Source organism: Ornithinimicrobium cryptoxanthini (genome assembly GCF_023923205.1).
GTDB classification, from domain to species: domain Bacteria; phylum Actinomycetota; class Actinomycetes; order Actinomycetales; family Dermatophilaceae; genus Ornithinicoccus; species Ornithinicoccus cryptoxanthini.
In genome coordinates this window covers 3,488,710-3,515,096 of sequence record NZ_CP099490.1, presented here as the reverse complement: position 1 = coordinate 3,515,096, position 26,387 = coordinate 3,488,710, and the positions used below count along the sequence as shown (strand labels likewise).

Here is a 26,387-nt window from a genome sequence, read left to right as displayed (position 1 = left end):
ACCGAGATGGGTGATCTGCTGGTGGACCTGGGTGACTACCTGCGACTTCTGACGCGGCGCTGGCCCTGGGTCGCGCTGCTGCTGGTGGTGTGTGTCGGCGGCGCCCTGGCCGCCACGGCGCTGACCAACCCCACCTACCGTGCGACGGCGCAGCTGTTCATCTCGACGACCTCCCAGAGCAACGTCTCCGACCTGGCGCAGGGGAGCTCGTTCACCTTCCGCCAGGTCACCACGTATGCGGACCTGGTGACGGCGCCCGTCGTGCTGGACCCGGTGATCGAGACCCTGGAGCTGGATGATGATCCGGCAGACCTGGCCGCCCGGATCAGCACCGCCGTCCCAGACGACACGGTGCTCATCAACGTCTCGGTCTCCGGGGAGGACAGCCAGCAGGCGGCCGAGATCGCTAACGCCGTAGCCGATCAGTTCACCCGGACCATCGACCAGTTGGAACGGTCCGATGCCCAGGGCGCCAGCCCCGTGAAGGCGTCGCTGGTGCGTCCTGCTCAGGCACCGAGCACACCGGACCTGCCGAACCCGTCCCGCAACCTCGCCCTCGGCGTCAGCCTCGGGCTGATGCTGGGCATCGCCGCCGCGGTCCTGAGGGAAGTGCTGGACACCCGGGTCCGGAGCGTCTCGGACCTGGAACGCATCGCCGACCTCCCGGTCATCGGCGGGATCGCCTTCGACAAGGAGGCTGCGCGCATCCCGTTGGTGGTGGACGCCGCCGACTACAGCCCGCGGGCGGAGGCGTTCCGGGCAATCCGGACCAACCTGCAGTTCTTCGACGCGGCCGAGCAGCCGCGGTCGCTCCTGATCACCTCCTCGCTGCCGGGGGAGGGCAAGTCCACGACCCTGCTCAACCTGGCACTGACTCTCGCTGCCGCGGGGTCCGAGGTTTGCGTGATCGAGGCAGACCTGCGCCGGCCGAAGCTGCTGGAGTACATGGGGCTGGAGGGTGCCGCAGGGCTGACCTCGGTGCTCATCGGTCAGGCCTCGCTGGATGACGTGCTCCAGCCCTACGGCCGCCACTTGACGACTCTCGGCGCCGGTGCCGTCCCGCCCAACCCCAGCGAGCTGCTGGGCAGCCCGGCGATGCGCACGCTCCTGACCGAGCTGAGGGATCGGTTCGAGTATCTTCTCATCGACGCCCCGCCGCTGCTGCCGGTGACCGACGCCGCCGTCCTGTCCAAGGTGGTCGACGGCACGATCATGGTCGTTGGGAGCGGCATCGTGCGCCGCCATCAGTTGACGCGAGCCCTGGAGATCCTGGACAGTGTGGACGCCAAGATCCTCGGGCTGCTGATGAACCGACAGCCGGTCAACTCTGCGAACACTTACGGCTACTACTACGAGGGCTACGGGCCGTCGCCCACCGACAAGGGCCTGCGTCGGGGCCGGCGCGAGCGGCAGGAGCGTCGGGACCGGCGCGACCGCAGGGCCAGGGCCGGGTTCCGATGACCTCCGTCGCCCTCTGGCTGTTCCTGGTCTACCTGACGCTAGGCATGAGGGTGAATATCGGACGGACGGGCGACTTCGCTGGTCTTCCCGTCCTCGAGGTGCTGTTCGTCGCGGCGGCGGTCCTCGCGTGGGTGGGCGCCGGCCGCCCATGGCCGGCCGTCCGCAGCGGGTGGGTGGAGACGGTCGGCCCGCTGTTCTTCTTGCTGCTGGTGTATCCCGCGGCAGGTGTGTTGCTGGGCACCTACGGGGTGACCTCGCTCTACTCGTGGATGGTCGTCCTGGTGCCGCTGGCCGTGCTGGCCCTGACCGTGACCGCGGGTGCGCGAATCCTGCCGTTCTGCCACGCAGCCATCGTCATCCACGGGGCCTACGCGCTGGGCCAGGCGCTCTACCGGCTGGGACTGCTGCCGACGTCGGTGTGGGGGCCGCTTCAGCAGTGGGACATCGAGTCCCAGCGCTCCCTGAGCGAGGCCTACGTCATCGTCGGCCGGTCCACGGGTCTGTTCATCAATGCCAACACCTTTGCCATGTGGGGGGTCGCGGCGCTGGTCCTCTCCTACTGCTACCTGAGCGGCGCGCGTCGTCACAGTGCAGCTGCCCTGGCGATCGTCGGCATCCTGGCAAGCCAGTCCCGCACGGGGATCTTCTGCCTGGCAGTGCTGCTCCTGGTCTGGGCGGTCCACGCGGTCCGCGACTGGGCACGGCTCGGCCGCATCGTCGTGGGCGCCGCAGTGTTCGTGCTGCCCGGTACGCTGCTTCTGTATGCGTGGGGACTTCCGCAGCGGCTGCTCGAGGGTGGTCTGGCCAACCGCCTGGGCAGCGTGACCGACATCCTCACCGAGGGGATCCGGACGGATGCCAACCTGATGGGGCGGGTCGAGGCCTGGCGGCTCGCGCTGGACTACAGCCCCGCCGACCCCCGCTTCAGCTTCGGGACGCTGGGGCCGCCGCAGGTGCAGTTCGGGGGGTTCATCGACAACCAGTTCGTGGCGTTCTACCTGCAGGGCGGACTGTTCCTGGTCGGTGCCTACGTGCTCGCTCTCCTGTCCCCGCTCGTGCTGCACCTGCGGGGGGGACCGCGGGTGATGCCGCTGGCCTTCGTGTGCGCCGTCGTGGCGCTCGGGTCGCTCACCTTGGCCCCGATGTTCACGGTCCAGGCGACCTGCCTGGTCTGGGTCGTCGCCGGGCTGACGCTCCTCGGAGACACGGCCCCGTCTGACGGCACAGACTTCGTGCGGTCACGGACCGGCCACGGCCGGTCGCTGCTGGCTCTGCGACCATGACAGGCTTGACGGACATGCGGCAGCGCGTCACCGTCCTGCACACGTGCCTCGAGCCCGCGATCGAGGGGTCGGCCGCGCGCGTGCACGGTGAGGTCATCTGCAGGGGCCTCACCCGGCGGGGTCTCAGAGTCGTCAGGAACTGGAACACGGCGGCGAGCCCCTCTGGCCCGGGAGGGAGGTTCAGCACTTGGTCCCGGTACTGGTGGCGAACGCTCCGCAGCGTGCGGCACGTGGACGCGGTCTACTGTCGCTGGCATGTTGTGGACCTCCCGACCTGCCTTCTCGCGCGGCTTCACGGCAAGCGGCTCGTCCTCGAGGTCAACGGCGGTCTCGGGGACGTCCCGATTGCCCACCCGAGGGCGCGCACCCTTGCCCCGCTCCTGCGGCTCCTGGCGCGGACCGAGTTCCGGCTCGCGCACTCGGTGATCTGCGTCAGCCCTGGTCTGCAGGCGTGGGTCCGGCGGACCGCCCGCGGTCACACCGACGTCCGCTGGGCCAGGAACGGGGCGGATCCCGAGCTTGTGCGGCGGCGGCGGTCGGCGGCCGTGCCGGCGTATGCGTGCTTCGTGGGCGTGCTGGCCGGCTGGCAGGGGATCGAGCTCCTGCTTGCGGCTTCAGCCTCACCGCACTGGCCGCAGGGCGTGGGGCTGCAGGTCGTCGGCGACGGCCAGCACGCGGGGCTTGTGCGCCACGCTGCACGCAAGTTGCCCCACATTCGATACCACGGACGGCTCCCTCGGGACCGAGCGTTGGAGGTCCTGGCGGCCAGTTCGGTCAGTCTGTGCCTGCCCACCTCGGACCTCGAACGCAACCAGATCAACGGGATCCCGTTCAAGTTGCTGGACAGCCTGGTGCTGGGCGTTCCGGCCGTCGTCTCTCCCCTGCGCCAGCAGACGAATACGGTGCTTCTGGCGCAGGGTGGGATCACGGTCGAGGAGACGGCCAGGCACGTGGCGCTCGCGGTCGCAGACCTCGTCGGCCAGTCGCGTGACTCCGAGCGGAGAGCCCTGTCCACCCGATCGGCGGCGCTCCTGTCCTGGGAGTACGCGATTGACACGGCAGAGGCCGCCGTCGCGCCCGCAGGCTAGAGACCGCGGCGATTGAGCACGACGGCGACGGTCCTGAGCAGGATCAGCAGCTCCAGGCCCAGCGTCGCGGAACGGACGTAGTGCAGATCGTAGAGAAGCTTCTGCTCCCAGTCCGTCAGGGTCGAGGTGTAGCAGTGGTGGACCTGGGCCATCCCGGTGATTCCGGGCCTGACGTTGTGACGCAGGTGGAAGTTCTCGTGGGTGCTGCCGAGCAGGTCGATCCACTCCGGTCGCTCTGGGCGTGGACCCACGACGGCCATGTCGCCGCGGAGCACGTTGATGGCCTGCGGAAGTTCGTCGAGTCGGGTTTTCCGCAGGATCCGGCCGATGGGCGTGATCCTGGGGTCGTCGATCTGCGCCCAGCGGGCGACGCCGTCCGCCTCGGCGTCCGAGCGCATTGACCGCAGCTTGTACATCTGGAATACCCGGCCGTGCTGACCGACGCGTGGCTGTCGGATGATCGCCGGCCCGGGAGAGCCGATCTTGATCAGGATACCCAGGGGGACGATCAGGACGGCGAGGAGAGTGGCGAGCAGCACCCCGGTGGCGAGGTCGATGGTCCGCTTCGCGGACGAGGTGGGAAAACGACTCGCGTGGTGCGGCTGCCCGCCCCCGAGTGCCACTACCTTGCGCGGTTCCGGCACAGCAACGCCCCCTGTAGGCGACGGCACGGCGGCCACGCGTCGACGGGTGCTGTGCTGCGGGTGCGCACGACCGAACCCCGAAACCACCACGTCGGGCCCACTTTCCCTCGGGGAGTCGCGCATCGCGTGCCGCACGACCACAGGCACAGAGTCTGTCGTGGAATGGTCCGGAGGGCAAGACCCCGACGAGACTCACCTAAAGCGCCCGCGAAACGGGCCTGGTGCCTCACCTATGAATGCTCGCGAAATGGGGGCTGGGGGTGCATCCTGGGACATGGACGGTGGGCTGTCGATGAGGTCTCGTGCCGAGGTCACAACCAGGTACGCCAAGGCGTACGTGAGGGCCGCGAAGAAGGAGAGGGGACAGATCCTGGACGAGGTGGTCTCGGTGACAGGCTGGTCGCGGGACAACGCCCGACGCCGCCTGACGGCGGCGGCGAAAGCACCGCCAGGGCCGGGCCGGCAGGTCGCAGCACGGCCCAGGAAGCCACGGGCGCCGAAGTACTCCTACGACGCGACCAAGATCCTGCAAAAGGTGTGGGCGGCCTCGGGAGGGCAGTGCGGCAAGTACCTGGCCGCCTCGATGGCCACCCAGCTCGATGCCCTGGAACGTCATGGCGAGTTCGCCTTGGACGGGTCAGGCCGGCTGGACCCGCAGGGCAGGTACAGCCCGGGTGTGCGCGTCGAGTTGCTGTCGATGAGCGCCGCCACGATCGACCGGTACCTGAAGCCGGTCAAGGCCACCGACCAGTTGCGCGGGGTCTGCACGACCAAGCCCTCGCCGTTGCTGCGGTCCTCGATCGCGATCCGCAAGGCCGGTGATGAGGTCGAGGCCGAACCAGGGTTCTTCGAGGGCGACACCGTCGCGCACTGCGGGCCGACGCTGAAGGGCGAGTTCGCTCGTACCGTGAACCTGACCTGCATGCACACCGGGTGGGTGTTCACGACCACGGTGCGCAAACAACGCCCACACCCACATCCTGAGCGCGCTTCAGGCCGGGGTGCAGACTATCCCGTTCGCCGTCACCGGCCTCGACTTCGATAACGGCAGCGAGTTACTCAACCACGCCGTCATCAGCTGGGCCGCTGACCGGCAGATCTTCTTCACCAGGTCCCGGCCGTACAAGAAGAATGACCAGGCCACCATCGAGTCCAAGAACAACCACCTGGTGCGCAGGTACGGCTTCTACTACCGCTACGACACCGCCGAGGAGCGCAAGGTGCTGGGCCGGCTCTGGCCGTTGGTCAACGACCGCCTCAACTACCTCACCCCGACCAAGAAGCCGATCGGGTACGGGCAGGACCGCCACGGGCACCGCACCCGCCTCTACGACATGCCCGCCACCCCGCTGGACCGCCTCCTGAGCGCCCAGGTCCTGTCCCCCCAGCAGGAGGCCGAGCTGACCACCTACCGCGACTCCTTGAACCCCGCCGACCTCGCCCGCCGCATCGCCGACCTACAAGAGCGGCTACTCGTCCTGGCCAAGGACAAAACCGAGCAGCTCTACCTCGCCAGCTTCCCCTCAGCCCTGCCCGACGTCCGCTGCGGCATCCGCGTCCAGGCCAGCTGAGCCACACCCGCTTTCGCGGGCAGCTCCTAGTTGAGGCACGGGCCCCGTTTCGCGGGCATCTTGACATGAGGCACTACGGACCCTGGTCAGGGTGAGTCGAGCGCCTCCTGGAAGGCGAGAGCCCACTGCTCGGCGGTGGGATAGGCCGGTGCGACTGGCCGGATGTCGAGCATCGAGACGCGGTCATCGTGGTCCTGGGCCCAGTCGAGGAAGGCATCACCGACGCCGTCGGCATAGAGCCCCTCGGGCCCGATCGCAATGAGCACGGGGATGGTCTCGTCTATCTGGTCCAGGAGTGCGTCGAGGCCGGCTGCCACGTCCTCGCGCCCGCTGCTGTGCCCGAGCGTGACGAGCACCGCGTCAGGCGTGGTCGACGCCTCGACGAAGCGTTCGTAGTGCTCTGCGGCGTCCGCGACGCTCGACCCGGCGCGGCTGGCGCTCCAGACGGTCAGGGCAGCTCCGCCCGCCTCGGAGAGCACCCGCGGGTCGTTGAAGGAGACGTTCGAGCGCTCGCCCCAGTGGTGGAGCTGGACGGGACGGTCCTGGCCGACCTGCCGCGCCCACAGCTGCACCCACTGGTTTGGCATGTTGCTCAGGCCGTCGCCGATGACGAGCAGGTCCGCCTCCCCAGACCAGGCGTCCACCCAGCTCTCAACACTGGGGGTGGACTCGCTGTCCACACTCGCGTTGGAGGCCGTGGCCGTCTCGGTCTCGCCCGTGGCGCTCTCGGTGGTCTCGTCCTCGTCACCGGTTGGCGCAGCAGTCGAGGTTGCGGCCGCCTGGTTGTCAGACCCAGTCGCAGGTCGCGTCGTCGCGGTCGCGCCGTCCACGAGAGACGAGTGCGGTTGAGCGACACTCCACATCGCAAAGCCCGACAGACCTATGGCGAGCACAGCAAGGACCGTGACGATCACGTTCTGAGTCCTGGTGCTGGGCGCCATCGCTCACTCCTGTGTTTGCGCGAGCTCAGAGCGCCGACGCGAGGCCTTGGACCTTGCGCGTCGCCCCCGGCCCTCGATCTCCACCCCGGGCCGATAGCTCTGATAGTCGTAGGCGTAGGCGTCTGGCCCCTTGACCGGGAGCCGGTTGAGCACGACGCCCAGCACGTTGGCGTCCACCCGCTCGAGCGCGGCGATCGCTCGCGACAGAGTGTCACGCTTGACCACCCCAACCCCGACGACGACGATCGTCCCGTCCGCCAACGTCGAGAGGACGGCCGCGTCCGTCACTGCCAGGACGGGTGGTGCGTCGATGACGACGTAGTCGTAGTCTTTCGAGAGTCGTTCCAGGAGACGCTCCATCGCAGCGGACCCGAGCAGTTCGCTCGGGTTCGGTGGGATGGGCCCGCACCCGAGGACGTGCAGGTTCGACACGTGGGGCTGCAGCACGTCCTCGACGTCCACCCGCCCGACCAACACATCCGTGAGGCCCGCAGCGCTCTCGAGCCCCATGTACTCGAGCATCCGCGGGCGCCGCAGGTCACCTTCGATGAGGCAGACCCTGGCGCCAGTCTCGGCCATGGTCAGCGCCAGGTTCACCGAGGTGGTGCTCTTGCCCTCGTTCGGCACCGTGGACGTGATCAGCAGCGTCCGCGCCGGCTCGTCGGGACTGAGATAGAAGAGGTTGGTCCGCAACGAGCGGAAAGCTTCGGAGCGGTGACTGTGCGGGTCAATCTCGATCACGAGGGGGTGGTCCTCGGCGTCCTTGTCGAAGGCGATGGCCCCGATCACGGGCTCGTCAGTGACGCGGTGGATGTCGGACTCCCCCCTGACGTTGGTGTCGAGCAGGTCGCGAAGCACAGCTAGCCCAGCCCCGAGCAGCAGACCCAGGACGGTCGCCAGAGCAAGGTTGCGCAGGGGGCTGGGACTCGCAGGCGACTGCGGCGCGGTCGCGGGCTTCACGACCGTCGCCTTGACAGGACTCTCGCCTGAGGCGTCGACTCGCTCCAGCTCCTGCAGGGTCTCGGCGAACTCAGCGGCGACAGAGTTCGCGACCTGTGCTGCCTCCACCGGGTCGTCATCGACCACCGCGACGTCGATGAGGACGGTGTTGGGTGGCACGACGGCACTCACGCGTCCCGCCAGTGACCCAGCGGACTCATCCAGTCCGAGCTCTGCCACGACCTTGTCAAGGACGATCGGTGTCGTGGCGATGTCGGCATAGGTCGCGACCTGACGCTGCGTGAACGACCCGCCCTGGGCCAGGTCTGAGACGCTGTCACCGCCGGCTGTCGACACGAACAGCTGAGCCGTGGATCGATACTCCCGCGGCGTCAGAGCCGTCAGCAGCGCGGCCAGGGCGACCACGGTGAGCACCGCTGCCAGGATGAGCCGCCAACTGCGTCTGGCGATTCGCACGTAGTCAGTTAGCTCCACCGATAATCCTGTACTTGAGACGGTTGCGGACTGGGTCACCCTACCCGCGAAGGGGTCGTAGCTTTCACATCGCGGCTGCGGAGGTGTCGCTGTTCCCGCAGGCCTCGAAGGCTCGGCGGACGGATGCGGGGTCCTGGACCTGCAGTCGCATTAGAAAGTGCGGGTCCAGTGAGGGGACGTCCACGGCCGCCATCATCGGATGGGAGGTCGGCTGGTGGGCCTCATCGGTCATGAAGAGCACCTCAGTCAACTTCTCCCCGGGCCGCAGGCCGGTGAACTGGATCTCGACGTCCTTGCCGGAGAGCGCGATGAGCTCGTGGGCGACGTCGACGATCTTCACGGGGGTGCCCATGTCGAGCACCATCGCCTGGCCGTCGTGGCCGATGGCGCCGGCCTGCATCACGAGCTGGCACGCCTCGGGGATGAGCATGAAGTAACGCTCGACGTCGGGGTCGGTGACAGTGACGGGACCGCCACGACGGATCTGCTCGGTGAAGGCGGGGATGACCGAGCCGCGGGAGCCCAGGACGTTGCCGAAGCGGACGGAGACATAACGGCCGGGGGCGGTCTGGGCGTAGTGCGCGGTGAGCCGCTCGGCGATCCGCTTGGAGTAGCCCAGGACGGAGGTCGGACTTGCCGCCTTGTCGGTGGAGATGTTGACGAAGGTGTCGACGCCAGCCTCGGTGGCGGCCTGCAGCACGTTGAGGGTGCCCAACACGTTGGTCTGCCATGCCTCGGTGGGGTAGCGCTCGAGCAGGCTGAGGTGCTTTAGGGCGGCTGCGTGGAAGACGATCTCGGGTTTGAACTCGGCGAAGTGGGCTCGAAGCGTGTCGGCGTCGCGGATGTTGACCAGGATCAGGTCGTCGGCGTCGAGCAGCGCGCGACCGGTGATGCTGAGCTGGGTGGCATGCAGAGTCGACTCGTCGCGGTCGAGCATGACGAGGCGTCCGGGGTTGAACTTCGCGATCTGGCGGCACAACTCTGAGCCGATTGAGCCGCCGGCGCCGGTGACCAGGACGACCCTACCGGTGAGGTGGGCGCTGATCGCGTCCTGGTCGAGCGCGACAGCATGCCGACCGAGCAGGTCCTCGAGGTTGAGGTCGCGCAGGTCGCTCCCCTGGGGATCAGCCGTCCGGACCCACTCGTTGAGCGGGGGCAGGACCTTGATTTTCAGGCCGGCCTCCTCGGCGAGCTCGCGCGTCTCGCGCAGCAGTTCTGAGTCAACACGAGGGATGGCGACCACGACGTGGGTGGCGTTGGTGCGCTCGGCCACGGCGACGAGGTCAGCACCGGTGCCCAGGACCGGCACGCCCTCGACCCTGAGGCGACGCTTGTGGCGGTCATCGTCGATGTAGGCGACGGGCACGAGCTCGCTGCGGTCGTCGTGCAGCATGTTGTAGGCGAGGCGGCGGCCGGCCAGCCCGGCGCCGTAAACGATGACGCGACCGGCTGTTTCCCGCGTCCCCGCACGTCGGGAGCGATAGGTGCGGATGGTGAAGCGGGCGGCGAGCATGAGCACGATCGCCAGCGCTGTCGCGAGGAAGGGGACCGACCTTGGCAGGAAGATGGTGTTGAAGGCGAAGGCGACCACCAGCAGGACCAGGCCCGTGATGGCAGCCGCGCGGACCACCGAGATGACTTCCTCAAAGCTGCCGCGCACGTGGCGCACCATGTAGGGCCCGAGGACGGTGCCGACGACGGCGTGGAGGCTGGCGGCTCCCAGCGCGACGAGCCAGGTGTTGAGGTGCGTCAAGACGTTGCCGTCAAGCTCCAGTCGGGTCCACAGCGTCGCCATGATGGCGATGACCCAACAGGCTCCGTCTATCGCGATCCAGAGAGCTCGCACGGTGTGCTCGCGACGACTAGACAACATGGAGGCAGGAACGTCTGCCATCAGACCCCTTCACGGCAGTGCTTTCACATTCAATCGCTTCAAGGTACACGCGCGGCAAGAGGCCCAGACTCCTGAGCATCGTGTGTCCCGCAACAAGGGTGACGCAACTCACCCGTTGGCGGCGTCCGCCACCTGCTCGGAGGATTTGTGGCTGCCCTTGGCGACGACCTTGCTCGTCTGCCGGTTGGCCAGCAGCCTGGCCAGACCGACGAGCGCACCGGAGAGGACCGCGAAGGCGATGGCCTCCTTGATGTCAATGTCCGGGTCCTCCGGGTTCTCTGGGGAGTCACTGCCGGTCACGAACTTCCAGGTGCCGTCCGTCGCCTTGCGTGCGATGAAACTCGCGGCGACGGCCGCACCGGCGGTCAGGATCTTAGCCACGATGTTGCCCATAAGCCCTAGCCTGCCATGACCTGTGTCCTTGCGTCACCTGGGTCACCTAGAAGCGCTGAATCGGAGCGCAGGATCGTTGAGCTCATTCAGCTTCAGAGGAGGAGCAAAGGCAGTCCACGTCTCACAGCTCATCCGCTGACCGGTTCACCCCCGCCGATGGTCAGCCGGGGCACCCCGGTGAACGCGGCAGGGTCGGTGATCCGGCGGCCGTCCAGCAGCAGCTTGAGTCCGGGCAGGTCGGCCAGGGTCAGCTCGGCATACTCCGGGTGGTCGGCCTGGACGATCGCGACGTCGACGGGCTCGCCGAGGGCGTGCGCGGTCCAGCCGTAGGTGGCCAGCTCGTCTGCGGAGAACATCGGGTCGTGCACCACCACCTCGGCCCCCCGTTGCCGCAGCGCCTCGACCGTGCCGAAGACGCCGGAGAAGGCGGTCTCCTTGACCTTGCCGCGATAGGACGCGCCCAGCACGGCGACCTTCAGGCCGGCCAGTGACCCGAGCAGGGACTCGGCGCGCGCCACGGCATACTCCGGCATCGCGGCGTTGGCCTCGCGGGCGTTGCGCACGACGGTGGCGTCGGGGTCGGTGGCCAGGTAGAGCCGCGGATAGACCGGGATGCAGTGGCCGCCGACGGCGATGCCGGGCTGGTGGATGTGGCTGAACGGCTGGGAGTTGCATGCCTCGATGACACGCTGGACGTCGATGCCGACCGTGTCCGCAAAGCGGGCGAACTGGTTGGCCAGGCCGATGTTGACGTCCCGATAGGTCGTCTCGGCGAGCTTGGCCATCTCGGCCGCCTCGGCAGTGCCCATGTCCCACACGCCGTTGGGCCGCGGCAGCTCGTCGCGCTCGTCGAAGGACAGGACAGACTTGTAGAACTCCACGGCCTTGACGGTGCCGGCCTCGGTCAGACCGCCGACCAGCTTGGGATAGCGCCGCAGGTCCGCAAAGACACGCCCGGTCAGGACCCGCTCCGGGCTGAAGACGAGGTGAAAACCCTCGTCGCTGCCCTCGGTGAGCCCGGAGATCTCTTCGATCATCGGCTTCCACCGGTCGCGGGTGGTGCCGACCGGCAGGGTCGTCTCATAAGAGATCAGCGTCCCGGGGGTCAGGTGCTGGGCCAGGCTCCTGGTCGCGTCGTCCATCCAGCCGAAGTCGGGCGCACCGGTGGCCTCGTCCACAAACAGGGGGACGACCAGGACGATCGCGTCCGCACCCGGGATCGCGTCGGCATACTCCGTGGTGGCGCGCAGTCGACCGGCCGGCACGAGCTCGGCGAGCTTCTCTGCCAGGTGCGCCTCCCCCGGGAACGGCTCGGTGCCCTGGTTGACGAGGTCGACCAGGCCCTGGTTGACGTCGACCCCGACGACCTCGTGGCTGGGGTCCGCATCGGCGAACTGCACTGCCAGCGGCAGGCCGATCTTGCCCAGTGCGACAACGGCGATCTTCATTTTCGCCTCCTTCTGTTCTGAGGGTTAGGGTGGCCTGCGTATTCTTTGAGTTTGAACCAGAGAGGTTAGTCCACATGCTAGGAACTCAGGCGATGATCCCGGCGGCGAGGCCGATTATTGGTGATGAGGAGCGGGCGGCTGTTGATCGGGTGATGCGTTCGGGGATGGTGGCGCAGGGTCCGGAGGTGGCGGCGTTTGAGGAGGAGTTCGCGGCGCAGCTGGTGGGTGGGCGCACGTGTGTGGCGGTGAACTCGGGCACGTCGGGGTTGCATCTGGGGTTGTTGGCGGCGGGGATCGGTCTTGGGGATGAGGTGATCGTGCCGTCGTTCACGTTTGCGGCGACGGCGAACTCGGTGGCGTTGACGGGGGCGACGCCGGTGTTTGCGGACATTGAGGCGGACACGTTCAACCTGGACCCGGTCAGTGTGCGGGCTGCGGTCACGGATGCCACGGCGGCGATTATGCCGGTGCATCTGTATGGTCACCCGGCGGACCTGGCTGGTCTGCAGGGGGTCGCGGACGAGGCGGGGTTGCAGCTGTTTGAGGACGCGGCGCAGGCGCACGGGGCGCGGTATGCCGGTGCGCCGGTGGGTTCGTTTGGCACGTTTGGAATGTTCAGCTTGTATCCGACGAAGAACATGACCTCGGGTGAGGGGGGCATGGTGGCGTGTGAGGATGAGGAGATCGCCCGGGGGGTGCGGTTGTTGCGCAACCAGGGGATGGAGAAGCAGTACGAGAACGAGCTGGTGGGGTTGAACAACCGGATGACTGATATCCACGCGGCGATCGGGCGGGTGCAGCTGACCAAGGTGGAGGCGTGGACGGCGGCGCGGCAGGCCAACGCGGCGTGGTTGGACGCGAACCTGTCTGGGGTGGTGGTGCCGCCGGTGCGGCAGGGGTGCACGCACGTGTATCACCAGTACACGGTGCGTTTGGCGGGGGCGAGCGGGGCTGAGCGGGACCGTGTGGTGGCGGCGTTGCGTGAGGAGCACAAGGTGGGGTGTGGGGTGTATTACCCGATCCCGAACCATGAGCTGGTGTCGTTGGCGCGGTTTGCCCCGGAGCATGAGCTGCCGGTGACGGCGCGGGCGGCGGCTGAGGTGATCAGCCTGCCGGTGCACCCGTCGTTGAGCCAGGAGGACCTGGAGCGGATCGCGACGGGCGTCACCACGGTTGTGGGGGCGGGTTCCTGATGGGGGCGTGGGGTGGCACCGATGGTGGCCCGTCGGGTGCGGTGGTCCCGGAGGGGCAGCCGATCCGGATGGGGTTGATCGGGTTGGGCGCGATGGGCCGCCACCATGCGCGGGTGATCCGTGAGGTGGAGGGGATGGAGCTGGTCGCGGTTGCTGATGCGCAGGGCGATAAGCACGGGGTGGCCCGTGAGCTGGAGGTGTTGCCGGATGTGGCGGCGTTGATCGGTGAGGGGATCGACGCGGCGATGGTGGCGGTGCCGACCTATCTGCATGAGCAGGTGGCGTTGGAGCTGGCCGGCGCGGGGGTGCACGCGATGATCGAGAAGCCGATCGCGGCGACCGTGGCCGAGGGGGAGGCGGTCGCGGCGGCGTTTGCGGACGCTGGCCTGGTGGGGTGTGTGGGTTATGTCGAGCGGTGCAACCCGGCGCTGTTGGAGATGCGGCACCGGATCGAGGCCGGTGAGCTGGGGGATGTCTATCAGATCACCACCTCGCGGCAGGGGCCGTTCCCGGCGCGGATCGCGGATGTGGGGGTGGTGAAGGACCTGGCGACTCATGATGTGGATCTGACGTCCTGGATCGCGCAGTCGCCCTATGCGATGGTCAGCGCGCAGGTCACGCACCGGTCGGGGCGGGAGCACGAGGACATGATGGTGGCCTCGGGGCGGTTGGCCAACGGAATCATCGTCAACCACATCGTGAACTGGCTCTCGCCGTTAAAGGTGCGTGAGACGGTCGCGACGGGGGAGAAGGGCTCGTTCGTGGCCAACACCCTCTCGGGGGACCTGACGTTTGTGGCCAATGGTGATGTGCGGTCGGACTGGGACCGGGTCACCGTGTTCCGTGGTGTCTCCGAGGGCGACTCGATCCGCTATGCGATCGCCAAGCGGGAGCCCCTGCGGGTGGAGCAGGAGAACTTCCGGGATCGCTTGTGGGGCAGGGAGTCTGAGTCGGTGAGTATGTCCGAGGGCGTGCACGCGCTACGCGTCACCCAAGCGCTCTTACAGTCGGCAGAGACCCAGACCCTGCAGTTCCTAGGCCGCTCGGCGTACGAGAGGGAACAGCGAAAAGGTCAGTTGTCCTAGGTACAGAAAAAATTCTCTGCGGAGGATGTCAGAAAGGGACGTAATCGCGATGGTGTCGGTGCAGAACGGCGACAAGCACAATGCTTTAGATGTGTCTGCCCTAACATGGGGTCGCCAAAATATCTCGCTGCCCCCGCAGCGCACAATGACGCCCGAGTGCCAGTGAGAGCCTGTCAAGCTCGCACTGCATTCCAGCCGAAGGCGGCAACTGAGATGCCATGCAGCATCCTTCCGTGGAATCGCGTCGCGGTCCTAAACGCCGCGAACGTGAGGTTCCACCGTCACCGAATAACTCGTAGTCGGCGCCGTACGGCAGTATGGAGGGACTTGGAATGAACGCCACTCCTAGCAGTAAACACTCTTGTGCGGGAACGACGTCCGACCTTGACTACGCATCACTCACGAATCCGGGATTAGTGGATTGGTTCAGTAGTAAGTATGACCTGGTTCCGGAGGCGCTCTACTATGAGAGCAATAAGGCGGTACTAGAGGTCATCCTTTTTGCGGACAAGAGAGGGCGATTCGTCATGCCACGCCACCTACCTTATGTCCCTATGAGTATCCGTCGAGTGGGTCCGGCAGTTGATCGCAGTGCTGTCAGCGGCCTGCTAGAGCAGTTCGCGAAAACGCTTAAGGCCCGAAAGTTCGGTGGCGCCCTGGCCCTCCCGCCCATCATCTCAGATGTCCGCGCATTCCAGTGGGCAGGATTTCTTGTCGAACCACAATATACGTACACATGCAAGTTGCCCTACGATCTCGATAGTGCAGACGCCCGACTTAAGAAACGCATTCGAAACGTATCACGGAAAGGCTTGACTTACCAGGAACTCGAGCACCCGCAACACATCTATCCACTCCTGAGAGACGCATCGGACAGGAAGGGGTACAAACTCGGTATAACTCTAGATGATTTGTATTCTCTAAGGGCCGGACTGGGCGCGGCGGCCTTGCGGACGAGCGCTGTCCGTGGTGGCGACGGGGAAGTGCTCAGCGCAGGTATCAGACTTCTAACGCCCGGAGCAACTGCGCTCGGCTGGCTGCAAGCGACCACTCCTCGGGGATTAAGTCTCGGCGCCGCTCAATTCATGCAGAAGGAAGTGCTTGAAGAGCTCGCGAGCGCGGGGGCGACCACCTACGATTACATAGGGGCTAACATCCCCAGCGTTGACGCTAGCAAGAAGCGATGGGGCATGAACCTTCACGCGTACTACGTTATTCAGCACCCCAGTGATCGCGCTATCCGCGAAGTAAAAACACGGGCCTACACTTGGTTAAAAGCAGCACGAATCAGGACAAATAGATACAGTACTCGTACTGTGGACTCGGGATGAGTGGCTTTCGGTATCTGTATTCGGGAGTGGCCCAGATCACCCTTGGGGCCGTTGTAGCCCAGGGTATAGCCTTGCTTTCGCTGCCACTCTTAACTCGAACGTATGGGGCAGAAGCCTTCGGCATCTTTGGGACGATATTGGCACTGGCTGCGGTCGCCGCGCCGGCCGCATGTCTCAAGTTTGATAGGGCTTTACTACTGCCCGAAGCGACTCGAGAAGTCGGCCTGCTCGCGTGGCTAGGCCTACTCAGTCTTCTGCTCACGAGCGTTGCGACCCTGATTGTCTGTGCGACCCTATCAAAGTTCGGGGCAGTGCCTGATTGGACATATGGCCTATGGGCGGCCGGACTAGTAGTAGCCAACGGACTCTTTGCTTTGCTGACACAACTGGCACTACGCGATGGTCACTATCGACGTGTAGCCACGCGTCACGTTGTGCAAGGAGTTGCAACAGCAGCGATCCAGGTTGGCCTCGGTTTGGCGCGGATCGGACTGGGCTACGGACTCCTGATTGGACAGTTGGTGGGACGGTGGATTGGGATTGTTCCACTAGTTAAGGGTGCTTCACGATACTCAGTGAGGCCGCGGGCGGAGCCCCTCAGAGAGGTGGCAGTCACCTATTGGAAATTTCCGGTTGTTTTTGCTCCCTCGGCACTCTTAAACTCTTTTGGGTCAAACATTCCAATACTTCTTACCGCTAGCCTGTTCGGTCCTGTAGCCGCGGGCGCGCTCGCGGTCGGCCAACGACTGCTTCAAGCACCCGCCGCTCTGATAACGCAGGGGGTAGGGCAGGTCGTGTCCGCCGAGATCGCTTCAAGGATGCGTGCCGGGCGTTCAAGCCTTCAGTTGTTTAGGGCGGCCACGGGGATGTTATTTGTTCTGGCATCCGCCGTTGCAACTTTCGTCTACTCGCCTGTCCTGTTGACCGTGTGCCAATGGGTGGCACCGGACTGGCCTGACATCCCCAACTACATACGTGCCCTTGCCGTGAGTGCCATCGCGAGCCTGATTGTCGCCCCGGTGTCCAGTGTGTTTACCCTCTATCAGGCGGCTCGGGCGTCAATTGCTATTGATTTGTCGCGTCCAGTGCTTGTCCTCGCCTTTGCCTACGGGTTCTACGCGATGGAACGCGATCCCGTGAGCCTTGTGTTAGGCGCCTCCATAGGGCAACTCGCCAATTATGTGGCGACCTGGATCGTGGCGTACCGCTTGGTTAGGAGAAACTAGCATGAGACTGTTTGCCGTGCGGAAGCAGGCCATCTACGGCTGGCCAGGTGGTGCTCCGCAAGGGCGCCCACTCGCGGACGTTCAGTTCGAACGAATCACCCGTTCCAATCTACTCCGCGTCGGCGAAGCGCGCGCGGATCCCCCCACCGCGGCGTTCGCCGCTGCGGTAAAGTCCACCGCAGATATAGGCCTTTTCGCTATGAAGGGAGGAAGGGTGGTCGGCCACGGGTGGGTTCGGAAGATACCAGGACCACGTAGGACGCGCCCGGAGCATATTCGGGTCCCGGAGACGAGTTGTCTCATTAGGAATTGCTATGTATCTCTCGACTGCCGGGGCCAGGGGGTGTACCGGGCGCTCCTTGTCCAGTTGGCGCTGGCCGCCGCGAGTGAATGGCCTGAGAGGTGGATCCTGATTGACACTGAAGTCTCAAATATGGCTTCTCGTCGCGGCATTGTGGGCGCCGGATTTGAGCCGGTTGGTATGGTAAGGGCGCTCCAGATATGTGGTCGTTTCATAATCCAAGACTGGAACAAGGCCTGAAAATATCCTAGTTTTGAGCGTGGGCGTCACCGTATCTCAGTCCCCTCGTTGGGCGCCCCAGTGAGAGGAGCCCGCGAAATTGCGGCACCAGGCCCGGTCTTTCATCAGGTCGGGTCGATGGGGCGATAAGGGGCTCTTCATAATCCAGGGTGTAGTTGGGGTCTGATTCCGCCAGCTTCCAGGAGTGCTCTGGCGATGTAGTGGCCGATGTTGCGGAAGCCGAGGGCCAGGCCGCGGAGGTGCTCAAGGCGACCGTTCACGGCCTCGGTCCTGACCTGAGTTTGTTCATTCGCTTAGTGTGTGAGTTCAGCGGCGGCGGATCGCGTCGAGGACGGCCTGCTCGGTGTCTGGGACGGCGGGGCCGAAGGTCTGGGTGGCGTCGTTGATCGCGATGGTCGCTGAGCGCAGCGGGCGCAGCTGGCGGATGACGTTGCGGATCGCTAGCCCGGTGCGGTTCTGGACCTCGCGGGAGACGGCTAGGGCGGTGAACACGATGGTCAGGTGGGCCTCGATCGCGTGTCTGCGTCTGGCGAAGAGAGGTTATGCCGACGTCTTAGTTATGCCGACCCCGGTGATGAGGGTGCTGGTCAGCGAACTGGGGGCGGTTGAAAGGTCGGCATAGTCTTCGACGGCGGGATGCTCGGGTATCGAACCCGAGGAGGCGGCTATGGCCGGTATGGATGTCAATCGTGTGGATCCTGTGGAGGCGTGGGCCGAGCCGTTGGCGGCGTGGCTGACGGTCTCGAAGATCTCGTCGGAACGGTCGCGGAGGGCGGTGCTGGCGTTCGGCCGGTTCTCGGTCTGGGTGAGGAGCCGTGGGCTGTTCGCCGCGGACGTGGACGAGGACCTCGTCGATGCCTACGTCGCTGCGGAGGAGCAGCGATCCGGTAGTAAGGTCACTGCCGCTGCCCAGTACCTGCCGCTGGTCAAGCGGTTCCTGTCGGACCACGGCGTCCTGATTTTGCGGCCGCCGGCGAGCCGTGGCCTGGATGGTCGGCCACGACTGCAGGGAGGCCCGCTGGATGAGGTCGTGCTCGACCTGGTGTCCTGGCTGAAGGAGCAGGGGTACGCGGTTGGCACGGCCAGCTCGGTGGCATGCACGGCGGCACGGCTGAGCTGCTGGATGTCCCGACAGCGGCTGGACGTCCAGGATCTGGACGACACCGTTCTGACCAGGTTCGTGGCTTCGCAGTCCCGAGGACGCGACTGGCATCCGTCCTCGGCGCGACGGATCGTGACGGTGCGCAACTTCTTCCTGGCCACCAGCCTCCTGACGCCACCGTCACAGCCGCCACCAGTGCCGACCGCCCCGGCCGAGCAACTTCTCGAGGACTGGATCGCTCACCTGCGCGCCCCGCGCGGTCTTAGCCAGGGATGGGCGGCCGAGTGCCGCGGCTGGGTGCAGGACTTCGTGACCGAGCTTCCTATCGAGGACGGACAGTTGGTCTGGGACGGAGTCGACGTGACCGCGGTCAACCGGTACGTGGCCCGACGAGGTCAGGGGTACTCGCTGTCCTCACGGCGCCACCTGGTCTCGGCGATGCGCGGCCTTCTCGACTGGGCCTTCCTGACCGGCCAGGTGAGCCGCTCGATCTCGGCGGGCATCCTGCGCCCAGCCACACCGGCTGCCCCCGCCCTGCCCCGGGCGTTGACGCCGGGGCAGGTACTCGCCTTGGTCGCGGCTGCCGATACGAGCACACCGACCGGACTGCGGGACCGGGCGATCGTAGTCCTGATCAGCCGACTAGGGCTGCGCGCCGGGGAGGTCGCCACGCTGACGTTGGACGATGTGGACTGGCACGCAGGGACGCTAATGGTCCATGGCAAGAGCGGACGGGTTCTGAGGCTGCCTGTCCCGGTCGATGTGGGGCAAGCGCTGGTCGACTACCTTCGCGACGGGCGCCCGGTCGGCGCCAGCGACCGAGCCGTCTTCACCCGGTCCCGCCCGCCGCTGGTCGGGCTGGGACGACAGGGCATCTCCGGCGTCGTCGCGCACCTGGCCACAGTGGCCGGGCTGGGCACGGTGCACGCCCACGCGTTACGGCACACCGCCGCGACCGCCGTCCTGGCCTGCGGCGGCTCGTTGGTCGAGGCACGTGAGCTGCTCGGCCACGCCCGCACCGACACCACGATGATCTACGCCCGTACGGACCTGGCCGCGCTGCGCGTCCTGGCCCCAACATGGGGGAAGGTGCCCGGACCATGAGCACCCTGCAAGAGCACCTGACCGAATACCTGGCGATGCGCCGCGCCCTGGGCTACGACCTGTCCGTGCTGGAACACCGCGTCGGTCAGTTCCTGTCCTGGCTCACCGCTCAGGGCAAGGAGACGTTCACCACCGCCGACGCCGTCACCTGGGCGCGGCTGCCCGCCGATGCGGACCCGCGCTGGTGGGGCATGCGCTTGGGCGCGGTCCGCACCTTCGCCAAGTACCTGGACGCGATCGGCGTCGACGTGCAGGTCCCACCCCGCGGCGTCCTGCCCGCCGGCCCGCGCCGTGCGGCACCGTTCATCTACACCCAGGCCGACCTCGACGCCCTCCTGGACACCTGCCCGCAGGTGTTCACCCGTCAGCTGCAAGCCGCGACGATGCGCACCGTCATCGCCCTGCTGGCCGCGACCGGGATGCGGATCGGGGAAGCACTGCGACTGACCCCAGCCGACATCGACACCGCCACGGGCGTGCTGACCATCCGGGCGAGCAAACGCAAAGACCGGCTGGTCCCTGTGCACCCCACGACCCTGGAGGCGCTGAAGACATACGGGCGGCTGCCCGCCCGCAGCGCCACCCGCCCCGCCACCGACGCCCCACTCCTGGTCAGCTCGCGCGGCACCGGCTACCACCGGTCCACGATCGAGGCCTACTTCGCCCGCGTCGTCACCACCGCCGGTCTCCTCCCGCGCGGGGCGGCCCGCCCCCGACTGCACGATCTACGGCACACGTTCGCGACCGGCCATATGGCCGCGGCCTACGCCGACGGCGGTGACCCGCAACGGACCCTGACGCTGCTGGCGACCTGGTTAGGGCACACCAGCACCACGCACACCTACTGGTACCTGTCAGCGACGCCGGAGCTAATGTTCCTGGCCGCGACCCGTCTCAACCAGCCGAAGGAGCCGTCATGACGCTCCTGGGCCCGTCCCTGCAGTCCTACTTCACCGACCACGCGCACGCCCAGAAAGGGCTGTCGCCGAACACGGTCGCCTCCTACCGCGACACCTGGCGGCTGCTCATCAAGCACCTGAGCGCGACCACCGGTCTCCCGGCGGACAAGCTCGTCCTGGGCATGCTCGACGTCGAGGCGATCACCGCGTTTCTGGACCACCTCGAAACCGACCGCGGCAACAGTCCGACCACCCGCAACGCCAGGCTCACCGCGATCCGTGCCGTGCTGGCCGTGGCCCTGCCCGACCACCCCGAGCACGCCGACACACTCGCGCGGGTCCTGGCCTTACCGGCACGACGCCGCGCGCCGCGGGTGGTGCAGTTCCTTGAGGAGGCCGAGACCGAAGCGCTACTCGCCGCTCCCGATGCCGGCACATGGACCGGGCACCGGGACAGGGCGCTGCTGACCCTGGCTGTTCAGACAGGGCTGCGAATCAGCGAACTCATCGCACTGACCACCAGTGACGTCCACACCGGTACCGGGCCGCACGTGACCTGCACCGGCAAGGGACGTCGGTACCGCGCGACCCCGCTGACCGCCGGCACCCTCGCGATCCTCGTCCCATACCTGGACGAGCGGTCCACCCGACCCGGCGTCGCGCTCTTCCCCGGGCCCCGCGGGCAGCACCTGTCCCGCGACGCGCTCGAGCGGCGCCTGGCCAAACACCTGATCACGGCCACCAAGCAGTGCCCCTCCCTGGGCAGAAAGCACGTCACCATGCACACGCTGCGCCACACCGCGGCGATGCGACTGCTCCAGTCCGGCGTCGACGTCGCCATCATCGCGCTCTGGCTCGGCCACCAAAACACCACCAGCACCGACGTCTACCTCCACGCCGACATGACCATCAAGCAGACCGCGATCGACCGCACCCGCGACCCATCAGTCACGCCCGGCACGTACACCCCACCCGCCGACGTGCTGGCCTTCCTCGACAGCCTCTGATTATGCCGACCTTTCAACCGCCCCCAGTTCGCTGACCAGCACCCTCATCACCGGGGTCGGCATAACTAAGACGTCGGCATAACCTCTCTCATGCCGACGTCGGCATGAGAGAGGCCGGGCGCGCAGGTCGGTCTTGGACATGCGGAAGGAGGCCTCGACCTGCCACAGTGCGTGGTAGGAACTGAGGACCTCCGCTGGGGGCATCACGGTGGCGGGGATGTTGCTGACGTAGCCTTTCAGCCCGGCCAGGCGTCGTGCTCTGGCCAGGGAGGCTTCGTCTAGGGACTTGGTGCCGTTGATGGTCTTGACGAACCGTGGGGTGCGGGCGGCCTTCTCACCAGCGATGACAGCCTTGGCCTTGTTCTCCTGCAACGTCAAGGTCTTGGCGTCGCGGGCAGCGCGTTTGGCTGAGTAGGCCCACACCGCCCGCCACGACTTCGGATGCTTGGCTTGGTCCCAGGTCGGTTCGGCCCGGTGCTTGCGGTCGTTCTCGCTGGCGTGCCGGCCCCGTGGGGTGATGGTGTCCACCAGTTGTCCGTCCCAGGAAACTCCCGATCCATCCGCAACTCGGCGACCTCGCGGCGCAGCCGCTCAAGTTCGGCCCGCTCGTTCGCGTCGACCGCCTCGGGCGGATCGTCCATCCGGGACCGCTCGACAGCCACCCACCGGCCCAGCAGCTGCGCCCCGACACCGATCTCGCTGGCGACCTCCACGATCGTCCGTCCAGTATCGATCACCAGATGAGCAGCATCCTGCCGGTACTTCGGGGTGTAGCTCTTCCTCTTGGCACCCATGAGGGCATCCTCTCCTGCCAGGCCGAAACCTGACGGTCAGAATGTCCACCCAACGGGGTCAACCTCAAAGACGCAACTGGTGAATTCCGAGGCTCGATATCTACGGCAACTGCGTAGCCCGTCAAGTCGTAGATGGAGCGAAGGGCGAAACGAGAGCAGCCAAAGTGTGCTCTCAGGCATCAGTTGACTCCTTGCTGTGAGTAACGTGATCGAGAAGAGTTAGAAGGGCCTCCCGGCTCTTGCTCCGCGCGTACCTCGATTCTATGACGCGGACCGCGTTCAAACTCCACTGCTTCCTGGTGGCTGGAAGCGCGGTAACTACGTCGTGGAGCAGTGCGGCCAAGTCATCCCAACCACCAAGACGCCCGCACTGACCATCATCAATGACCCCGAGCAAACCTGGTTTGGCGTTACTCACCACTGGCAGGCCGACAGCTAGGTAATCGAATAGCTTATTTGGGCTCATGCCTTGGGCGAATATCGGTAGTTTAGATACAGCATGAATGCCAATATCATACTGTTCCAGAACAGCGGCCAAGTCGTTCTTCGGCACGGGCGGATGAAACCGAACGTTCGCGAGTTGCCTATGAGCTGCTTCGCCGATCGCCCATGTTTTCTGAGGTCCATCGCCGATCAAGGTAAAGGATACGTCTGGCAGTGACTCGGCCGCATCTAAGATGTAGTGGAGACCATCTTTCGCGCCGTGTGAACCAGCGAAGACTGCGCGAGGCGGATCGTGAAGAGCTCCAGCGTAAGGACTCATGCGCATCAGATCACTACCGTTGGGAATTGACCAGATCTTACGCCTAGGTATGCCGATATCCGAAAGTCCCGGTATCCAATTGGGCGTAACGACGACTATGGCATCTGCCTTCCGGTAAAATATTCGCATGATTGAATCCAGAATCTTGTAGACGAGCCCCTCCGCCTTGATGATCTTGGCTGCTGCTAGAGACTGTGGCCATAAGTCACGTATTTCGATGATTAGAGGGACATTTTTGATCCGGGAAACGACGATGCCGCTGAGGAGGGCGAGAGGTTGCGGCGTCGAGGCGTACACAACAGACCAGTCTTGAGAATTACTCAGTGCTCTGTACGCCGCGTCCCAAGCGAATTGGAACATGCCGAGAACGCGCTTCCCGCTCGGCCCGTCGTATTTGAGCCCTTTGATGAGGCGAAATGCGGGGTCGTCTGTCGTGAGTTTTTCTTGGGTGGTGTGGTTGCGATCGGATGCGTATATGACAGAGGAGTACCCAGGGAGGCGATCGAAGAGTTCCACATGTCGTGTCCCGCCTCCTTGATCTCGAGGGAGTGCGTACTGGTTGATGACTAGTATCCGTGGCTGTGTCGGGATCGGTTCCGCGGTATGGTTCTGGGCTGATGGAGGCATTGGCTTGGCTTTCGGGTCTAGATGTAGTGCCCGGGGACGTTGGTCAATCGTGTGATGGGTGGCTGGTTCCCGCAGGCTGTGTGGGGCCGGTGATGATTGTAGGCGTGTAGCCACGCGGCTAGCGCTGTGCGACGCTCGGCCTCGGTGCTGTACTGCCGGGCGTGGGCCCAGCCGTCGGCCAGAGTGCGGTGGAAGCGTTCGATCTTGCCGTTGGTTTGGGCCGGTAGGGGCGGGTCCGCTTGGCGTGACGTTCAGCTTGAAACCCCGGGAGGTCTCAGGATGAGCACCTCCGCGGACTGGCCTTCGGCCTCCCGCAACCTCACCCACTACGTCGCCCGCACTCTCCTCGAGGCCGGCGGCCTCAGACCCCAACTACACCCTCGTTTGTGAAGAGCCACTTGGCTCTACCGTGGTTCGGGTATCTGAGCAAGACGCTCGTACGCCGCCAACATGACCTTTTCCTCGCGATTCCAGTTGAGATCACCCAGTGCCGCCTTGCGTGCGTTGTGACTGTGGCGAGTGAGCAGTTCGGGGTCCTCCGCATATCGGCCTACCGCTCGAGCGATTTCTTCTGGGGATTCCTCGTTCACAAGAATACCGCAATCGTACTCTTCAATGATGGAACGCCACAACGGAAAATCCGACGCTACAGCGGGGATGCCTGCGGCGAAGTACTCGAACATCTTGGTTGGGAGTGAGTCCAAGTAGGCAGGAGTCCGTCGTAGCGTGACGATACCCACCTTGCATTCTTTGAGCAAATCGCGGGCATCATCAGCGGAGACGAACCCACGATAGTCCACCTTATTCCATCCATCGCTCAATCGAAGCGTGCCAAGGAAATTCTCAGGGGAACCGATGCCGGCAATAATTGCTTTCCAAGTCGACGGAAAATCCGGGTGGGCGAAAGCTTCTACCATTTCCTTCGTCCCTCGCGTGGCACCCATCACGCCTACGTACCCTACTGCGTTCGTCCGATACTTCATAGAGGTCTCTGCGTCGGACGCTCGGAGTATGGGGAAATTTCGCACTACTACCGTTTTATCGCTCGGAAACCGAGTGGCAATGGTCTCCGTAGCAGCCACGATGATATCGCTGGCCGAGGCAAGCTTTACGATGACATGGGCCGCCCAAGAACCTAATGGCCGCATCCATCGATTGAGGTACTCTTTACTAAGTACCTGTTGAGGAAGATCCTCATGCGCATCGTATACCACCTTAATTCCTTTCAGGCGCAGTGGGATTATGCTCCACGTCAATTCAGGATCGTGCAAGTGTACTATCTCCGGATTGGTGGTCAGGGCGAGACGAACCGCCTCCAGGGACCCCAAAGTCAGACGACCCAAACGGCCACGCCTTTGTATGGTGTGAAGGGTTACGCCGGTGAAAGGTAAATCAATGTCGTGAGCATTGCCTACGAACGCCACGGTGTGCCCCACGCGCGCCATTGAGGCTGCCTCACGCAAATGTATCCTCGGGTCTGAGATTCGGTGGGCGGAGCTGACATGTGTAACTCGGGACATTATCGTCTTTCAGTGCGTCGTGTGAGGGCCGATTCGTGGGGTGTACAACTCGTCAAGAAGTGAACGCCAAAGGTTATCAGCTCCGCCAGCCGCACCCCAATCTAGTCTGGGGAAATAAATCTGTGAAAGACATCCCTCGTAACCGCCCTCCTCGATCATGGTGTCTGTCGGCCAATAGCCGATCACTTCGTCGAGGCACCCAGCGGGAATCGCATTGGGCGCCCGGGCGGCCACTTCCTTCACTCGGGACGAGACGACCTCCGCGTTCGTCGCGAGCACCGCAATATCTTCCGTGAGGTTCAGTTTAACCATACGTATCGTGCGTTCCCAATCCTTGGGGGATCGGGTTGCTTGCTGGAAGCCCGGAGCCAACGGGCGGGCTGGACCGACCGCCCCACGCCTGAGAGTGGCAAGCACGATTTCCGAGAGTCTACGGTCCCAGTCACGTAGTTGTTCTCGGGATGGCTCGACGTAAGTGGTGAATCCGGCGGCGACGTATCGCAGGAAGGCCTTCGCTGACTTGGGTGGCAGGCGGCTTAGAAAGTTTGGCCGTACGTCACCTGAGAAACCCTGGAGAAAGAGAACTGGCAAGTCGGGCTGGCCTAGGAAATTCCTGATGTGTTCGCGAACAGACCCCGGGAAACTCGGCGACACCACTCCGGGTTCGCTAGCGGCGACTGGGTGGCAGGCCGCACTCCAGAGAACTGCTACCGGCCTGGACCCAGACCACATAGTGATGACTCGAATGAGGTCGTCCACTGGGCCCTTCGGATTGGGTGCCGTGACGACCTGGCCCAGCTTTGGCAGGCGAAGGCCCACGCCCAGGACGGGCCGACGACGGTTGGAGAACAGTCTGGGCGCACGGGCTGTACTCCAACGAACGGTGATGTTATCCGCTGTTTCTGCGGCGTATATTGCCTTTGCGCATCGGTCAGCGACCCATTCCAAGTACCCCTCATGGGTTGGACCAAGGCGAGAGAGTCCGTGATCTATACCGGGGGCGAAGTGGGTGTGCGACCCCATCACCAATACGCGGGA

The 26,387-nt window shown here is 65.2% G+C and carries 22 protein-coding genes and 4 pseudogenes; 13 read left to right on the top strand and 13 right to left on the bottom strand.

The window, feature by feature from the left end:
- Positions 1 to 6: 6 nt before the first annotated feature.
- From NF557_RS16230 to NF557_RS16220, 3 genes are all read left to right on the top strand, one after another.
- The gene (locus NF557_RS16230; RefSeq protein ID WP_252620809.1) at positions 7 to 1,461 is read left to right on the top strand and encodes a tyrosine-protein kinase domain-containing protein; all 1,455 of its coding nucleotides are present in this window, start codon (positions 7 to 9) and stop codon (positions 1,459 to 1,461) included.
- Positions 1,458 to 2,744, top strand: a complete 1,287-nt coding sequence (locus tag NF557_RS16225) for an O-antigen ligase family protein (protein ID WP_252620808.1) — start codon at positions 1,458 to 1,460, stop codon at positions 2,742 to 2,744. The genes NF557_RS16230 and NF557_RS16225 overlap by 4 nt, the downstream gene beginning before the upstream one ends.
- Positions 2,745 to 3,004: 260 nt before the next feature.
- Positions 3,005 to 3,832, top strand: a complete 828-nt coding sequence (locus NF557_RS16220) for a glycosyltransferase (RefSeq protein ID WP_252620807.1) — start codon at positions 3,005 to 3,007, stop codon at positions 3,830 to 3,832.
- Here NF557_RS16220 and NF557_RS16215 read toward each other — a convergent pair.
- A complete protein-coding gene (locus NF557_RS16215) occupies positions 3,829 to 4,512 on the bottom strand; it encodes a sugar transferase (RefSeq protein WP_252620806.1) in 684 nt (227 codons plus the stop codon). The two genes, NF557_RS16220 and NF557_RS16215, sit on opposite strands and share 4 nt — an antisense overlap.
- Before the next feature lie 301 nt (positions 4,513 to 4,813).
- On the opposite strand from NF557_RS16215, the gene NF557_RS16210 reads away from it, so the two are divergent.
- Both NF557_RS16210 and NF557_RS16205 read left to right on the top strand, forming a co-directional pair.
- Positions 4,814 to 5,521 carry an integrase gene (locus tag NF557_RS16210; protein ID WP_252620805.1) on the top strand — a complete coding sequence of 236 codons (708 nt, stop codon included), beginning with the start codon at positions 4,814 to 4,816 and terminating at the stop codon, positions 5,519 to 5,521.
- On the top strand, positions 5,478 to 6,047 hold the full coding sequence (locus NF557_RS16205) for a hypothetical protein (protein ID WP_252620804.1): 570 nt from the start codon (positions 5,478 to 5,480) through the stop codon (positions 6,045 to 6,047). The genes NF557_RS16210 and NF557_RS16205 overlap by 44 nt, the downstream gene beginning before the upstream one ends.
- A gap of 86 nt (positions 6,048 to 6,133) precedes the next feature.
- On the opposite strand, the gene NF557_RS16200 is transcribed toward NF557_RS16205, so the two are convergent.
- The 5 genes from NF557_RS16200 to NF557_RS16180 form a co-directional block, all read right to left on the bottom strand.
- Positions 6,134 to 6,988, bottom strand: a complete 855-nt coding sequence (locus tag NF557_RS16200; RefSeq protein WP_252620803.1) for a hypothetical protein — start codon at positions 6,986 to 6,988, stop codon at positions 6,134 to 6,136.
- Positions 6,989 to 6,991: 3 nt separating this feature from the next.
- Positions 6,992 to 8,422 carry a tyrosine-protein kinase domain-containing protein gene (locus NF557_RS16195; RefSeq protein ID WP_252620802.1) on the bottom strand — a complete coding sequence of 477 codons (1,431 nt, stop codon included), beginning with the start codon at positions 8,420 to 8,422 and terminating at the stop codon, positions 6,992 to 6,994.
- 64 nt (positions 8,423 to 8,486) lie between these two features.
- Positions 8,487 to 10,217: a polysaccharide biosynthesis protein gene (locus tag NF557_RS16190; RefSeq protein ID WP_252620801.1), complete on the bottom strand. Its 1,731-nt coding sequence runs from the start codon at positions 10,215 to 10,217 to the stop codon at positions 8,487 to 8,489.
- A 207-nt stretch (positions 10,218 to 10,424) separates the two neighbouring features.
- A complete protein-coding gene (locus NF557_RS16185; protein ID WP_252620800.1) occupies positions 10,425 to 10,709 on the bottom strand; it encodes a DUF4235 domain-containing protein in 285 nt (94 codons plus the stop codon).
- A gap of 128 nt (positions 10,710 to 10,837) precedes the next feature.
- Positions 10,838 to 12,157: a nucleotide sugar dehydrogenase gene (locus NF557_RS16180; protein ID WP_252620799.1), complete on the bottom strand. Its 1,320-nt coding sequence runs from the start codon at positions 12,155 to 12,157 to the stop codon at positions 10,838 to 10,840.
- A gap of 74 nt (positions 12,158 to 12,231) precedes the next feature.
- Between NF557_RS16180 and NF557_RS16175 the strand changes: the two genes are divergently transcribed.
- The 5 genes from NF557_RS16175 (at position 12,232) to NF557_RS17910 (ending at position 17,533) form a co-directional block, all read left to right on the top strand.
- Complete coding sequence (locus NF557_RS16175) at positions 12,232 to 13,350, top strand: DegT/DnrJ/EryC1/StrS family aminotransferase (protein ID WP_252620798.1); 1,119 nt, start codon at positions 12,232 to 12,234, stop codon at positions 13,348 to 13,350.
- A 68-nt stretch (positions 13,351 to 13,418) separates the two neighbouring features.
- The gene (locus NF557_RS16170) at positions 13,419 to 14,435 is read left to right on the top strand and encodes a Gfo/Idh/MocA family protein (RefSeq protein ID WP_252624255.1); all 1,017 of its coding nucleotides are present in this window, start codon (positions 13,419 to 13,421) and stop codon (positions 14,433 to 14,435) included.
- Between the two features lie 332 nt (positions 14,436 to 14,767).
- Complete coding sequence (locus NF557_RS16165; RefSeq protein ID WP_252620797.1) at positions 14,768 to 15,766, top strand: hypothetical protein; 999 nt, start codon at positions 14,768 to 14,770, stop codon at positions 15,764 to 15,766.
- Complete coding sequence (locus NF557_RS16160) at positions 15,763 to 16,992, top strand: lipopolysaccharide biosynthesis protein (RefSeq protein ID WP_252620796.1); 1,230 nt, start codon at positions 15,763 to 15,765, stop codon at positions 16,990 to 16,992. Before NF557_RS16165 ends, NF557_RS16160 begins: the two co-directional genes overlap by 4 nt.
- On the top strand, positions 16,946 to 17,533 hold the full coding sequence (locus NF557_RS17910) for a GNAT family N-acetyltransferase (RefSeq protein WP_370584414.1): 588 nt from the start codon (positions 16,946 to 16,948) through the stop codon (positions 17,531 to 17,533). The genes NF557_RS16160 and NF557_RS17910 overlap by 47 nt, the downstream gene beginning before the upstream one ends.
- A 306-nt stretch (positions 17,534 to 17,839) precedes the next feature.
- On the opposite strand, the pseudogene NF557_RS16155 reads toward NF557_RS17910, so the two are convergent.
- Positions 17,840 to 18,073: pseudogene (locus NF557_RS16155) on the bottom strand (IS1634 family transposase); the annotation flags it as partial.
- Between the two features lie 127 nt (positions 18,074 to 18,200).
- Between NF557_RS16155 and NF557_RS16150 the strand changes: the two are divergent.
- Genes NF557_RS16150 through NF557_RS16140 form a run of 3 tightly spaced genes read left to right on the top strand, consistent with a single transcriptional unit; the run spans position 18,201 to position 21,645 of the window.
- Positions 18,201 to 19,739: a tyrosine-type recombinase/integrase gene (locus NF557_RS16150; protein ID WP_252620795.1), complete on the top strand. Its 1,539-nt coding sequence runs from the start codon at positions 18,201 to 18,203 to the stop codon at positions 19,737 to 19,739.
- Complete coding sequence (locus NF557_RS16145; protein WP_252620794.1) at positions 19,736 to 20,659, top strand: tyrosine-type recombinase/integrase; 924 nt, start codon at positions 19,736 to 19,738, stop codon at positions 20,657 to 20,659. The genes NF557_RS16150 and NF557_RS16145 overlap by 4 nt, the downstream gene beginning before the upstream one ends.
- Entirely contained in the window at positions 20,656 to 21,645 is a 990-nt protein-coding gene (locus tag NF557_RS16140) for a tyrosine-type recombinase/integrase (RefSeq protein WP_252620793.1), read from the top strand. Before NF557_RS16145 ends, NF557_RS16140 begins: the two co-directional genes overlap by 4 nt.
- Before the next feature lie 93 nt (positions 21,646 to 21,738).
- Here the strand turns inward: NF557_RS16140 and NF557_RS16135 are convergent.
- From NF557_RS16135 to NF557_RS16115, 6 genes and pseudogenes are all read right to left on the bottom strand, one after another.
- A pseudogene (locus NF557_RS16135) lies at positions 21,739 to 22,185 on the bottom strand (IS1634 family transposase); the annotation flags it as partial.
- Between the two features lie 41 nt (positions 22,186 to 22,226).
- Positions 22,227 to 22,439 (bottom strand): annotated as a pseudogene (locus NF557_RS17905) (transposase); the annotation flags it as partial.
- A 172-nt stretch (positions 22,440 to 22,611) separates the two neighbouring features.
- Positions 22,612 to 23,718 carry a glycosyltransferase family 4 protein gene (locus NF557_RS16130; protein WP_252620792.1) on the bottom strand — a complete coding sequence of 369 codons (1,107 nt, stop codon included), beginning with the start codon at positions 23,716 to 23,718 and terminating at the stop codon, positions 22,612 to 22,614.
- A gap of 128 nt (positions 23,719 to 23,846) precedes the next feature.
- A pseudogene (locus NF557_RS16125) lies at positions 23,847 to 24,070 on the bottom strand (integrase core domain-containing protein); the annotation flags it as partial.
- A gap of 163 nt (positions 24,071 to 24,233) precedes the next feature.
- The gene (locus NF557_RS16120; protein WP_252620791.1) at positions 24,234 to 25,274 is read right to left on the bottom strand and encodes a glycosyltransferase family 4 protein; all 1,041 of its coding nucleotides are present in this window, start codon (positions 25,272 to 25,274) and stop codon (positions 24,234 to 24,236) included.
- Positions 25,275 to 25,358: 84 nt separating this feature from the next.
- Positions 25,359 to 25,766, bottom strand: coding sequence for a hypothetical protein (locus NF557_RS16115; protein WP_252620790.1), 408 nt, complete (start codon positions 25,764 to 25,766; stop codon positions 25,359 to 25,361).
- Positions 25,767 to 26,387: the final 621 nt, after the last annotated feature.